We start from the raw sequence: 12957 nt of genomic DNA, 5'->3' as shown, positions 1-12957 counted from the left end.
AGCAAATGTGCTGGGGTTTGGTACTTGCAAACATCACGTCATCAATCGGCGTGCTGCGCGGCAAAACTGGTTATGAGTCAGGCCACCCGGGCGGTATTCATTTGCATGACACTTTTCATTGCCTCTACAACATCACCATCGACGCAGTAACGGCTGAACTCATCAATTTCGGCTTCGGAACACATGGAAACACCCGCTTTGCGGTAACGCATCGGTGATGCCACCAGGTGGCTTGCCGAGCTGTGTACCTCACGAATATCTGCATCAAGAAACTTTTGCAGGTTACTTAAACGAACACCAGCACCTGCCATAATGATAGGACCGCTGCTGTATTCATTAAGTTCCCTCAATAATGCAATTCCGTTTTCTGCGCTCTGCTGCTGCCCGGAAGTGAGGATACGTTTCACGCCAAAATCGGTTAAAACATCGAGCGAACGTTTTGGCCGGTGGCAGAGATCGAAGGCGCGATGGAAGGTCACCGCCATGCCGTCGCACAGCGCCATGATCTGCCGCATCTGCCCCACATGAATATGGGCATCTTCATCCAGCATCCCTAACACTACGCCCGGAAAGCCCAGTTCGCGAATCCGCGCGACATCCGATTTCATTGCCTCGAACTCCCGGCTGGAATAGCAAAAATCTCCGCCGCGCGGGCGGACAATAGGATGCACCGGAACAGAAATGTCACGACGGGCGACTTCCAGCATGCCAGCAGAAGGTGTCAGGCCGCCTTCACGCGGTGCCGCACAGAGTTCAATTCGATCGGCCCCCGCCTGTTGAGCGGTTAAGGCACAATCCACCCCATAGCAACAAATTTCCAGTGTGGTCATTCTCTTCTCCTTTACATGACGTCCTGTTCACGCCAAATTCGTCAGGTATGCTTATCCCTTAGAACAGTTTACGTGGAAAACTAACTATGACATTCAATTTTGACCAACGGATAGACCGCCGTCACAGTGATAGCCTTAAATGGCACAAATATGCGGGCCAGGATATTCTGCCGTTGTGGGTAGCGGATACGGATTTCCGTTCGCCTGCCCCCATCATTGAGGCCATTAAAGCCCGCGTTGATCATGGTGTTTTCGGCTATGGCGATAAGCCTCAGGGATTTATCGATGCGCTGATTGCCCGCTGTAAATCACGCTATCGCTGGGAAGTTAAACCGGAATGGGTGGTCGTGTTGCCCGGCGTAGTCTGCGGGTTAAATCTGGCCGTGCGGGCGTTTACCGCGCCGCACCAGGGTACCGTCGCGCCGCATCCCATTTATCCCCCTTTCCGTTCAGCCGCGAAGCTGGCTGAACGTGATCAGTTGAATCTGCCTCTGACGTTGCAGGAAGGCCGCTGGGTCATGGATCTCACTGCAGCAGACGGCCACATGCAGGACAAAACGTTGCTGATGCTTTGCAATCCGCAAAATCCTGGCGGCACGGTTTACCGCCGGGAAGAACTTGAAGCGCAGCTGGCCTTTGCGCAGCACCATGATTTAATCGTCTGCTCTGACGAAATTCATTGCGATTTACTGTTAACGCCGGGGCTGCAACATATCCCCTTTGCCTCCCTGAGTGATGATGCGGCCCAACGGAGCATTACGCTGCTTTCGCCATCCAAAACCTTCAATATTGCCGGGCTGGGCGCTTCCGTCGCTGTGATCCCGGATCCTGAACTACGGGCGCGATTCACCGCCGTGCGCCAGGGCATTGTGCCCTCAGTCGATATTCTGGCCCTGGTTGCGGCGGAAGTCGCCTGGCGGGCCTGTGATGACTGGCTTGATGCCCAGCTTGATTATCTGCGCGGCAACCGGGACTGGCTGGTTTCCGAAGTCAATGCGCTGCCCGGCCTCAAAATGACCTCTCCGGAAGGCAGTTATCTGGGCTGGATCGATGCGCGTGAACTCCAGGTTGCCAGCCCGGCGCTGTACTTTGAAAAACACGGGCTTGGCTTCTCGCCGGGGCGCGACTTTGGTGATGACGGCTTTGTACGGATCAATTTCGGCTGTCCCCGCGCCTTGCTGGAAGAAGCCGTCAGACGGCTCAGACGCGCGGTTGAAGCCCGGGGCTAACGCTGTTCACTGGCCACAATCTCGTCCAGTCGCCATGGGTGAAACTTAATCGTGGTTTCCCCATCGGTCACTGCCAGCGTAGGATTCGGCAGACGCTCGTTTTCCCCTTTCGGTGAGCTGGTTTTGAATGAAATACCCGGCTGTGTGAGCGCCTGATCGGACAGCAGCGCCATGGCACGCATGCCCAGTGTTTCAGGCTCGCCTCGTAATACCACCTCAATATGTTCCCAGCGCTCGTGGCGGTAGCGTTTTTCACCCGGCCAGGGCAGCTCAACGACGTCTATCGCCCAGCCGGCAATCATTAACGGTTGGTGCAGCTTAAATAAACATACCGGTCGTCCGTTAATCATCGCCGCCGAGAACTGCTCCCCGAGTTGCAAAAACCCTTTTTGCCAGCGTTCGGCCGTCGCATTCTGATGACACCGCACGGCCACATGATCGACGTCGAGGTCTGTGGGGTTTAATCCCAGACGCTGTGAAAAATTTTGTAACCGTTCTTCGAAAGCCGCTAAATCGGCCTGTAAATCGTCCAGTTCGGGTGGAAATATCATGCTCACCGTAAGCTGTCTCCTCACTTTTTTATGACCAGGGAATGCCGTAACTCATTGTTACTGAACTATCGTAATGAACAAAAGGGTAAGATTCATCTTATTTGGCTGGCGTTTTACGAGAAAAGCAAAAAATTAACGCTTTTAATTCAGATTAATCTTCTGGTTAGATCCACCTTTTCGTTGACAAAATTAACTTAAGTTACTGTTTTGTTTGGTTATCATTAACACAATAAGATAAGTCTTACTTAACAGTGGCATGATTGCAGCCTGCATAGCTTTCTATTAAATTTGCATTAACACTATTATAAGGAAAGTTTTTATGACGATGCTCATCGTAGTTGCCATCTTAATTGCACTGATGGGGTTTGCCCTTGCGCGCCACTGGAAGGTGCGTGCAGACAAAAGTGTTAAAAACGCGCGCCGCGCGCGTCGTCGCTAATCTCTGCGGGAAACATCTTCGGCTCTGTTTCCCTGCCTTTATCCCGCTACTGACTCACGCTGACAATTCACGTATACTTTTTCCCTCATTTTTTCCTTTTGCCGGGCCAGGACCTGTGGTCATTGCACCCGGCAGAATCATGACGACAGCCCGCTGCCCAAATAGCGTGCTTTTCTCTGCATATGTAAGGTAACCCGGTGAATATTCAGGCGCTTCTTTCCGCAAAAGTCAGTCAGGCAATGGTGCTGGCTGGTGCTCCCTCCGATTGTGAACCTCAGGTTCGTCAGTCGGCTAAAGTTCAGTTTGGTGATTATCAGGCTAACGGCATCATGGCCGTGGCGAAAAAACTGGGCCAGGCGCCACGACAATTAGCTGAAACCGTGATTCAACATCTGGACCTCACTGGCATTGCCAGCAAAGTGGAGATCGCGGGGCCGGGCTTTATCAACATTTTCCTGGATCGTCAGTGGCTGGCCGACCATGCCCGGCAGGCGCTGAATCATCCGCGCCTTGGCGTGAACCCGGTCGAACCACAGACAATCGTCGTGGACTACTCTGCCCCCAACGTGGCGAAAGAGATGCACGTCGGCCATGTGCGTTCCACTATCATTGGCGACGCCGCGGTGCGCACCCTCGAGTTCCTGGGCCACAACGTGATCCGCGCGAACCATGTGGGCGACTGGGGTACGCAGTTCGGCATGCTGATTGCGTTTCTTGAAAAACAGCAAAATGAAAACCACGCGGAGATGGCGCTGGCGGATTTAGAAGGTTTTTACCGTGAAGCCAAGCGCACTTACGATGAAGATCCTGAGTTTGCAGAGCGTGCGCGCGGCTATGTCGTGAAGTTGCAAGGCGGTGACGACTACTGCCGTCAGATGTGGAAAAAGCTGGTTGATATCACCATGACGCAAAACCAGCATATCTACAACCGTCTGAACGTCACCCTGACGCGTGATGATGTGATGGGTGAGAGCCTCTATAACGACATGCTGCCGGAAATTGTGGCCGATCTGAAAGCCAAAGGTCTGGCCGTCGAGAGTGAAGGCGCCACCGTGGTATTCCTGGAAGAATTCCAGAATAAAGAAGGTGAGCCGATGGGCGTGATCATCCAGAAAAAGGATGGCGGCTATCTTTACACCACCACCGATATTGCCTGTGCCAGGTATCGCTATGAAACCCTGCATGCGGACCGCGTAATTTACTACATCGACTCACGTCAGCATCAGCATTTACAGCAGGCGTGGACCATTGTCCGTAAAGCCGGCTATGTGCCTGCGTCCGTTCCACTTGAACATCATGCGTTCGGTATGATGTTGGGCAAAGATGGCCGTCCGTTTAAAACCCGCAGCGGCGGCACCATCAAGCTGTCAGATTTGCTGGATGAAGCCTATGAACGCGCGTACACGCTGGTACGCGAGAAAAACCCGGACATGACGGAAGAGGAAGTCAGCACGCTTGCGGAAGTCGTCGGCATCAGCGCCGTGAAATATGCCGATCTGTCAAAAAGCCGCACCACTGATTACATTTTTGACTGGGATAATATGCTGGCGTTTGAGGGCAATACGGCGCCTTACATGCAATATGCTTATACGCGCGTGCTGTCCGTGTTCCGTAAAGCCGGTATCGACGCCGATGCGATTCAGGCAGAAATCGTGCTGACGGATGACCGTGAAGCCCTGCTGGCAACGCGTTTGCTGCAGTTTGAAGAGGTCATTACGCAGGTGGCACGCGATGGCACACCGCATGTGATGTGTGCCTATTTGTACGATCTGGCGGGCCTGTTCTCCGGTTTCTACGAGCACTGTCCGATTCTGGCCGCAGAGGACGACGTGACGCGCCTGAGCCGTTTACAGATTGCGGCACTGACCGCAAAAACCCTGAAACTGGGCCTGGATACGCTGGGCATCAAAACGGTCGATCGCATGTAATCTGTTAAGGCGCTGAGAGCTGTCTGTTCTCAGCGCCTGCCTCAACCTCGCCCTTCCCGCTCTGCCCGTCACCCGCACAATTTTCCTTCGTGTAGCGTCATCTTTGCCATTGCCCTCCCTGTCTCCACGATACAAAGACGTTAATTCGTATTTCAGCACCAGAGATGATCGCAGCACGCGCCGTGCAAACCCGCTCAGGCAACCCTGATGTCGCGTATATCAAGGTCCTGTCGGGACAAGATTCTTTTCTTATTCCCGCGCTCTACTATAAGCCCGCGTTTTATCAGGTTTAACGTGTTAACGAGAAAGGAAGAATAAGTTGATGTTAAGAAAAGCGTTTGCCGAGCTGTTCGGCACCTTCTGGCTGGTATTCGGAGGCTGCGGCAGCGCCCTGCTCGCCGCGAATTTTCCCCAAACCGGGATTGGGTTTGTGGGCGTGTCTCTGGCATTTGGCCTCGCCGTACTGACAATGGCCTTTGCGGTAGGCCACATTTCGGGCGGTCACTTTAATCCCGCCGTCACCCTGGGCTTATGGGCCGGTGGCCGCATCGACAGCAAGACCATCTTGCCCTACATCGTGGCACAGATGGCTGGCGGTATTGCGGCGGCGGGCGTGCTGTATCTGATCGTCAGTGGTCAGGCTGACTTTACGATGGCAGATAAGGGTTTCGCTGCCAACGGCTTTGCGGCGCACTCGCCAGGCGGCTATTCCCTCTGCGCGGCCGTCATCACTGAACTCGTACTCAGCGCGTTCTTCCTGGTGGTTATTCAGGGTGCGACGGATAAACGCGCGCCGGCGGGTTTCGCTCCCATTGCGATTGGTCTGGCATTAACGCTCATTCACTTAATCAGTATCCCGGTAACCAATACCTCGGTGAATCCGGCACGCAGTACCGCGATGGCTGTTTTTCAGGGAGGCTGGGCGTTACGGCAGCTGTGGGTTTTCTGGCTGGTACCGATAGCGGGTGGCGTTGCAGGGGGATGGCTTTACCGCTTTCTGCTGCAAAAAGACGCGTAGCCTGAACCGCGTTATGACATCGGGAGTGATCGGGCAGACCGACAGCATCAGTCTCTTGACGATGCTTGTCAGTCTGCCATGAACAGGTCGAAAAAGGCTTAGTGGTAGTTGACCGTCACCGCTGTGCTGACGACCTTCAGCCCCGGCGGCAAACTTCCGCCACCGGCGAAGCCAAACACCATATGTAACGTTTCACCGGCGGCGACCTCAGCCAGACCGCGTGTGCTGCCGCTGGCACCGTCCAGTTCGGTACAACGCTGTTCTGCACAGAGCCGGACCTGTAAACCGGAAGGCACCGGTTGGGTAAACTGATAACGCCAGTTCACCACGGTGATCGCCCCACTGACCTGACCTGGCGGGGTCAGCGGCTGCGACGACTGCCAGCTTCCCCGGTTCGCCATCAGTGGACCCACCGCGCTGGCGCTCCAGGCACCGTCAGCGGCCTGAGCAAACAGCGGAAGCAGCAGCGAAAACAGCATTAGCGATCTCATTGTTTGCCACCGATGGTTGCGGTCATGCGAATCTGACGGTTATCGCTTAATTCCATATTGGACAGCACCACCAGCTGCGGCATGTTACGGCGCAGGAAGCGTGCCAGTAAAGCGCGTAACGGATGATTGACCAGCAGGACAGGCGGCGCGCCCATCATTTCCTGCCGTTGCAGGGCCTCCTGCGTCTGGGCTAACAGCCGATCGGCCAGGCCTGGCTCAAGTCCGCCACCGCCCTGCAAGGCCTGCAGCAGCAGGCGCTCCAGTGTCGCATCCAGGCCAATCACCTGCACTTCACCCGTGCCCGGGAACCACTGCTGCGTAATCGCTCTGCCCAGCGCCACGCGCACCACGCTGGTGAGTTCCTGCGGATCGCTTTGAACCGGCGCATGCTCTGCCAGCGTTTCAATAATGGTGCGCATATCACGAATCGAAACGCGCTCAACCAGCAGGTTCTGCAGGACTTTGTGCAGCGTTGTCAGCGTAATCACGCCAGGCACTAAATCTTCGGTCAGTTTCGGCATCTCTGAGGAGACGCGGTCCAGCAGTTGCTGCGCTTCCTGACGGCCAAACAACTCACTGGCGTACTGGCCAATCAGATGATTAAGGTGCGTCGCCACAACGGTACTGGCTTCTACTACGGTAAAGCCCTGAATCTGGGCCTGCTCTTTGAGCGCACCGTCAATCCACACCGCCGCCAGGCCAAAGGCAGGATCGACGGTTGCTTCACCCGGCAAGGTACCCGCGGCTGTGCCGGGGTTAATCGCCATCCAGCGTCCGGGATAGGCATCACCGCTGCCAATCTCCACGCCTTTCATTAAAATGCGGTAGCGCGCGGGTGGCAATTCCATGTTGTCACGGATATGCACCACCGGCGGCAGAAAGCCAACATCCTGCGCCACTTTTTTACGGATACTGCGGATACGACCAAGCAACTCACCGTTCTGGTTGTGATCGACCATCGGAATCAGGCGGTAACCCACTTCCATGCCCAGCGTGTCTTCAAGCTGCACATCAGTCCAGGAGGCTTCGGCAGAGGCAGGCGTTTCCATGGATTTTGCGATGCTGCTCGGCGATTCGACATTCTTCTTCGGCTGCATCTCGCGGCCACGTAACCACCACGCCAGCCCCAGTAAGGCCGCCGTAAACAGCAGGAACACAAAGTTAGGCATGCCCGGCACAAGCCCCAGCAAACCGATTACGCCGGCACTCAGCATGAGGACGCGCGGATCTTTGAACAGTTGCCCGACCATCTGCTCGCCGACGTCCTGGTCGGTTGCCACGCGCGTCACGATAACACCCGCCGCGGTAGAGATGACCAGCGCAGGGATCTGTGCGACCAGACCGTCACCGATGGTTAACAGCGTATAGGTTTCTGCCGCGTGGCCCGCATCCATACCATGCTGAACGATCCCCACCAGTAAACCACCGATCACGTTAATGACCATGATCAAAATACCGGCGATGGCATCCCCGCGTACAAACTTACTGGCACCGTCCATCGAACCGTAAAAGTCCGCTTCCTGAGTCACTTCGGCGCGACGACGCTTCGCTTCATCTTCGCCAATCAGACCCGCATTCAGGTCGGCGTCGATAGCCATCTGCTTACCCGGCATCCCGTCAAGCACAAAGCGCGCACCCACTTCGGCGATACGGCCCGCACCTTTGGTGATAACCATAAAGTTGATGATCACCAGGATGATAAACACCACGATCCCGATGGCGAAGTTTCCGCCAACCAGGAAGTGGCCAAAGGCTTCCACCACCCGTCCCGCCGCCGCGGCACCGGTATGCCCTTCCAGCAAAATAATACGCGTAGAGGCTACGTTCAGCGACAGGCGCAGCAGGGTCGAAAACAGCAGAATGGTGGGAAAGGCCGCAAACTCCAGCGTGCGCTGGGTAAACATGGCGACCAGCAGCACCATAATCGACAAGGCAATGTTAAAGGTAAACAGCAGATCAAGGATAAACGGCGGTAAGGGCAGAACCATCATCGACAAAATCATGATGATCAGCACCGGACCCGCAAGGACCTGCCATTGCATGTCTTTGAAGTTGCCTGGAAGGCGTAGTTTAGCGGCCAGATTAGCCATCGTTTTTGCTCTCTCCTGCAAAGTCCATCTCTGCCGGGACCGGCAGGTCTTTAGGTTTTACGGGCACCAGGCCACCTTCGCGCTTCCAGCGGCGAAGCTGCCAGACCCAGGCCAACACTTCCGCGACGGCCGCATAAAGGGCGCCAGGAATGTGTTGTCCGATTTCGGTATGACGGTATAACGCACGCGCCAGCGGCGGTGCTTCCAGAACCGGAATGCGGTGTTCTGCGCCCAGTTCACGAATGCGTAAGGCGATCTCGCCAGCGCCTTTGGCAATAACCTTGGGCGCACTCATTTTCTTCTCGTTATATTGCAGCGCAACCGAATAGTGTGTTGGGTTGGTAACGATCACGTCGGCCCTGGGCACATCGGCCATCATGCGACGACGGGCTGCCGCGCGCATCTGCTGACGAATGCGCCCTTTCACGTGCGGGTCACCTTCCTGCTGCTTGTGCTCATCGCGAATTTCCTGACGTGACATCCGCAATTTTTTAAAGTGGCTGTAAAGCTGCCAGAAAACGTCGTATCCCACCATGGGGATCAGGCCGAGCATGACCAGCGCACAACAGATAGCGATCATGTCCATGCCATGGATCAGGGCTGTGGTCGGCGACTCGGCAATCAGCCGAAGCATATCGGGCCAGTGCGTCCAGATGTACCAGCCTGCCACGCAGCCCACCAGAATGGTTTTCAGAATGCCTTTAAACAGCTCCGTCCAGGCCTGCGCGGCGAACATGCGTTTGAAGCCTGGCAACGGGTTCAGCTTGCTAAAATCCACTTTGATGGATTTGCCGCTGATGACCACGCCGCCCAGCAGCATCGGTGAGGCAATGGCCACCAGAACCAGCCCGCCCAGAAGCGGCAGAAGCGCGGCAATAGCCTGCATGATCAGATTACCGACGTGGGCGATGATAATTTTGTCATCGGTCACCATGCCGTGGTCGAAACTGAGTCCGGTTGACACCATTGCCGCCAGTCGATGGGCCATTGCCGTTCCGCCAACCCATAAAATCATGATGCCTGCCAACAGCATCAATAGTGAGGTTAACTCGCGCGAACGCGGAATCTGGCCCTCTTCACGCGCTTTTTCAAGTCGGTGGGCCGTGGGTGATTCTGTTTTGTCCTCATCACTGTTTTCTGACACCACAAACCTCGGTTGGCAGGAATTCTGAGCATAGAATGCCAAATTTGAGTTTGGTTAAAGCGTGGATAAAACGTGAAAAACACGTGCTCTTTCACGGATAGCAAAAGAGAAAAGCGGAGTGGCCCGCGGTGAGCAGGCCACTTTTCAGAAGGGACCATCGCAACGTCGCGATGGCGAGACAGCCAGGTGATTAGAAACCGAGGCTGTCCAGCAGGTCATCCACCTGATCCTGGTTCGCAACAATGCCAGGGGCGGCAGCGTTAACCTGAGGACCGTTAAGCAGCGTAGTGCCAACCTGACGTTTTTCGGCGCTCACTTCTGGCATGTTTTCCAGCAGCACCATCAACAGCTGGCGCTCGATCTCCTGAATCACATCCATCATGCGTTTGATCACCTGACCGGTGAGGTCCTGGAAATCCTGCGCCATCATGATGTCGAGCAACTGCTTGTTAGTAAAAGAGGTGTGCTCAGGCACTTCCCCTAAATACTGACGCGTATCCGTCACCAGCTCGCGCGCATCGGCAAGTTCAATAGGATTCTCAAACCATGCATCCCAGCGTCCTTTAAGCACAATCGCTCCCGCTTCCATTTTGTCCTGGTGCGGTTGCGCTGCTTCGACGCTGTTCAGCGCCCGGTCGGCCGCCTGAGCGGTCTTTTGCACTACATAGTCCAGACGATCACGGGCGTCAGGAATGGCTTCAGCAGCTTCTGCAATGGCCTGATCCAGCCCCAGCTCACGCAAACTATCACGCAGCATGCGTGTCAGTGAACCGATGCGGGAAATGATATCTTGTGCCGCGGCTTGCTCAGCTGATTTCGGAAGGTCGCTCATCACATCTCCTTACATACCCAGTTTTTCAAAAATTTTGCCCAGCTTCTCTTCAAGCGTGGCGGCCGTAAACGGCTTAACGACATAGCCGCTTGCACCCGCCTGAGCGGCAGCAATGATGTTTTCTTTTTTCGCTTCAGCCGTCACCATCAACACAGGCAGACTGGCCATGGCCGCATCTGCGCGAATGGTCTGCAGCAGTTGCAGGCCATCCATGTTAGGCATGTTCCAGTCGGAGATAACGAAATCGAAACCACCTGCCTTGAGTTTGGTTAACGCATCGACGCCGTCTTCCGCTTCTTCTACGTTATTGAAGCCCAGCTCTTTCAGCAGGTTACGGACAATACGACGCATCGTATTGAAGTCGTCCACCACTAAAAAGCGCATATTTTTGTCAGCCATATCTACTCCTGTGTTATCTCGCCCGGCAGGACGGGCCTGTTAAATACGCAATGCCTGTCCGGCGCTAATTTTCGCCAGCATGTGCTGGCTGATGTTGCTTAAATCCACTACTTCGCTCACACCGCCGCTGGCTATCGCCTCGCGTGGCATGCCAAAAACGACACAACTTGCTTCATTTTGCGCGATGGTCCAGGCGCCGGCACGATGCATTTCCAGCATGCCTGCTGCCCCATCGTTACCCATACCGGTCAGGATCACGCCAACGGCATTTCGCCCGGCGTTGATCGCCACCGATTTAAACAACACATCGACTGACGGTTTATGACGGTTAACTGGCGGACCGTCGTTCAGCTTCACGACATAGTTCGCACCACTGCGACCCAGCTCCATGTGCATCGCGCCGGGCGCGATATAAGCATGGCCAGGAAGAATACGCTCACCATCTTCGGCCTCTTTCACCGTAATCTGGCAGAGCTTGTTTAGCCGCTCGGCAAACGAACGGGTAAATCCCGGTGGCATATGTTGCGTAATCAGCAGCGCAGGGCTGGTGGCCGGTAGCGGCTGCAATACGTGGCGGATGGCTTCTGTACCGCCCGTCGATGAACCAATCGCAATCAGCTTTTCACTACTCAGCAGCGGACCGGCTTTCAGCGTGACCGGGGCAGGCATGGTGGTGCGCACATGCAGACGTGCCCGGGCAGCCGCGCGAATTTTATCGCCAATCATCTGGCTGTAAGCCAGCATACCTTCACGAATGCCTAACTGTGGTTTGGTCACGAAATCCACCGCACCGAGCTCAAGCGCACGCAGCGTGATTTCTGAACCCTGTCCCGTCAGTGATGACACCATCACGACCGGCATCGGGCGAAGACGCATCAGTTTTTCAAGAAAATCCAGTCCATCCATGCGCGGCATTTCAACATCCAGCGTCAACACCTGCGGATTAAACTGTTTAATTAAATCGCGGGCCACTAATGGATCCGGGGCCGTCGCCACCATTTCCATATCAGGATGACTGTTGATGATTTCTGTCATCAGTTGCCGCATCAGCGCAGAGTCATCTACGCACATCACGGTAATTTTGCTCATCATCTTTCCTTCGTCAGTCCATAAACGGTTTGCCCACGCAGCCAGAACTCTTTACTAATCTGGCTAAAGTTTTCTGAGTGTCCGGCGAACAGGATGCCGCCAGGCTTAAGCAGTGGAACAAAACGACGTAGAATTTTTTCTTGTGTTTCTTTATCGAAATAGATCATTACGTTACGGCAGAAAATGGCATCGAACGGACCCGGCAGGTTCCAGTCGTTGGCCAGCAAATTCAGCTGACTGAAATTCACCATATTCGCCAGTTCGGGGCGCACACGCACCATGCCAGCATGCGGGCCCGTACCCCGTAAAAAGAAACGTTGTAGCTGTGCAGGCGACAGCGTCCGTAATTCTTCCTGGCGGTAAACGCCCGCCACGGCTTTTTCCAGAACCTGGGTATCGATATCACTGGCATGGACCTGGAATTTACCGGGTCCGGTTCCCAGCGTTTCGGCCAGGGTAATCGCGATAGAGTAAGGTTCTTCGCCCGTTGAGGCGGCCGTGCTCCAGACGCTGAAATTGCCCTGACGTTTACGTGCATGTTCCGCCAGGATAGGAAAATGGTGCGCCTCGCGGAAAAAAGCGGTCAGGTTAGTGGTCAGAGCGTTGATAAACGCCTGCCACTCAGCACTGTTAGGATCGTTCTCCAGCAGGGCCAGGTAGCGACCAAAATCATCAATATTCAGCGTGCGCAGACGACGTACCAGACGGTTGTAAACCATCTCGCGCTTATGATCGGCCAGCACGATACCCGCGCGCTGATAGATGAGCTGGCTGATACGGCGAAAATGGGTATCGGAGAGGGGCAGCCGCTGCACCATCTGTGAGAGCAGCGTTGTCGCCTCTGGTTGATCTAATAACGTCGATTTCTTCATCTTTGCACCTGGCCTGAACTACACCTGTTAAACGTCTGCTGCTAT

The 12957-nt window shown here is 55.0% G+C and carries 12 protein-coding genes; 3 read left to right on the top strand and 9 right to left on the bottom strand.

The window, feature by feature from the left end:
• Positions 1-77 precede the first annotated feature (77 nt).
• Complete coding sequence (gene cutC, locus GC090_RS08805; protein ID WP_033741990.1) at positions 78-830, bottom strand: copper homeostasis protein CutC; 753 nt, start codon at positions 828-830, stop codon at positions 78-80.
• An 86-nt stretch (positions 831-916) separates the two neighbouring features.
• On the opposite strand from cutC, the gene GC090_RS08800 reads away from it, so the two are divergent.
• Entirely contained in the window at positions 917-2059 is a 1143-nt protein-coding gene (locus tag GC090_RS08800) for a MalY/PatB family protein (protein ID WP_039343170.1), read from the top strand.
• Here GC090_RS08800 and GC090_RS08795 read toward each other — a convergent pair.
• Complete coding sequence (locus GC090_RS08795) at positions 2056-2616, bottom strand: VOC family protein (protein ID WP_006120255.1); 561 nt, start codon at positions 2614-2616, stop codon at positions 2056-2058. The genes GC090_RS08800 and GC090_RS08795 overlap by 4 nt on opposite strands.
• A 630-nt stretch (positions 2617-3246) precedes the next feature.
• Here GC090_RS08795 and argS point away from each other — a divergent pair.
• Both argS and aqpZ read left to right on the top strand, forming a co-directional pair.
• Positions 3247-4977, top strand: a complete 1731-nt coding sequence (argS, locus tag GC090_RS08790) for an arginine--tRNA ligase (protein WP_006120253.1) — start codon at positions 3247-3249, stop codon at positions 4975-4977.
• Positions 4978-5299: 322 nt separating this feature from the next.
• The gene (gene aqpZ / locus GC090_RS08785) at positions 5300-5995 is read left to right on the top strand and encodes an aquaporin Z (RefSeq protein WP_205950397.1); all 696 of its coding nucleotides are present in this window, start codon (positions 5300-5302) and stop codon (positions 5993-5995) included.
• 98 nt (positions 5996-6093) lie between these two features.
• On the opposite strand, the gene flhE is transcribed toward aqpZ, so the two are convergent.
• The 7 genes from flhE to cheR form a co-directional block, all read right to left on the bottom strand.
• On the bottom strand, positions 6094-6486 hold the full coding sequence (gene flhE, locus GC090_RS08780) for a flagellar protein FlhE (RefSeq protein WP_324021393.1): 393 nt from the start codon (positions 6484-6486) through the stop codon (positions 6094-6096).
• Complete coding sequence (gene flhA / locus GC090_RS08775) at positions 6483-8576, bottom strand: flagellar biosynthesis protein FlhA (RefSeq protein ID WP_033741997.1); 2094 nt, start codon at positions 8574-8576, stop codon at positions 6483-6485. Before flhA ends, flhE begins: the two co-directional genes overlap by 4 nt.
• Positions 8569-9720, bottom strand: a complete 1152-nt coding sequence (flhB, locus tag GC090_RS08770; RefSeq protein WP_162285809.1) for a flagellar biosynthesis protein FlhB — start codon at positions 9718-9720, stop codon at positions 8569-8571. Before flhB ends, flhA begins: the two co-directional genes overlap by 8 nt.
• Before the next feature lie 190 nt (positions 9721-9910).
• Positions 9911-10552 (bottom strand): protein phosphatase CheZ, encoded by a 642-nt coding sequence (cheZ, locus tag GC090_RS08765; RefSeq protein ID WP_324021391.1) that lies wholly within the window; start codon positions 10550-10552, stop codon positions 9911-9913.
• Between the two features lie 9 nt (positions 10553-10561).
• A complete protein-coding gene (cheY, locus tag GC090_RS08760) occupies positions 10562-10951 on the bottom strand; it encodes a chemotaxis response regulator CheY (RefSeq protein ID WP_006120246.1) in 390 nt (129 codons plus the stop codon).
• A 39-nt stretch (positions 10952-10990) separates the two neighbouring features.
• Positions 10991-12040, bottom strand: a complete 1050-nt coding sequence (locus tag GC090_RS08755) for a protein-glutamate methylesterase/protein-glutamine glutaminase (protein WP_006120245.1) — start codon at positions 12038-12040, stop codon at positions 10991-10993.
• Positions 12040-12912, bottom strand: a complete 873-nt coding sequence (gene cheR, locus GC090_RS08750) for a protein-glutamate O-methyltransferase CheR (protein ID WP_006120244.1) — start codon at positions 12910-12912, stop codon at positions 12040-12042. The genes GC090_RS08755 and cheR overlap by 1 nt, the downstream gene beginning before the upstream one ends.
• Between the last annotated feature and the right edge of the window lie 45 nt (positions 12913-12957).

Source organism: Pantoea sp. JZ29, from assembly GCF_035190385.1.
GTDB classification, from domain to species: domain Bacteria; phylum Pseudomonadota; class Gammaproteobacteria; order Enterobacterales; family Enterobacteriaceae; genus Pantoea; species Pantoea stewartii.
Note: the sequence above shows the minus strand (reverse complement) of the source record. Positions and strands in the feature narration are given on the sequence as shown.

Excerpts from the sequence above, each read along its gene's own strand:
- flhE (WP_324021393.1), bottom strand. The coding sequence starts at position 6,486 with ATGAGATCGCTAATGCTGTTTTCGCTGCTGCTTCCGCTGTTTGCTCAG.
- cheY (WP_006120246.1), bottom strand. The coding sequence starts at position 10,951 with ATGGCTGACAAAAATATGCGCTTTTTAGTGGTGGACGACTTCAATACG.
- GC090_RS08755 (WP_006120245.1), bottom strand. The coding sequence starts at position 12,040 with ATGAGCAAAATTACCGTGATGTGCGTAGATGACTCTGCGCTGATGCGG.
- GC090_RS08800 (WP_039343170.1), top strand. The coding sequence starts at position 917 with ATGACATTCAATTTTGACCAACGGATAGACCGCCGTCACAGTGATAGC.
- cheZ (WP_324021391.1), bottom strand. The coding sequence starts at position 10,552 with ATGAGCGACCTTCCGAAATCAGCTGAGCAAGCCGCGGCACAAGATATC.
- flhA (WP_033741997.1), bottom strand. The coding sequence starts at position 8,576 with ATGGCTAATCTGGCCGCTAAACTACGCCTTCCAGGCAACTTCAAAGAC.
- aqpZ (WP_205950397.1), top strand. The coding sequence starts at position 5,300 with ATGTTAAGAAAAGCGTTTGCCGAGCTGTTCGGCACCTTCTGGCTGGTA.
- cutC (WP_033741990.1), bottom strand. The coding sequence starts at position 830 with ATGACCACACTGGAAATTTGTTGCTATGGGGTGGATTGTGCCTTAACC.
- cheR (WP_006120244.1), bottom strand. The coding sequence starts at position 12,912 with ATGAAGAAATCGACGTTATTAGATCAACCAGAGGCGACAACGCTGCTC.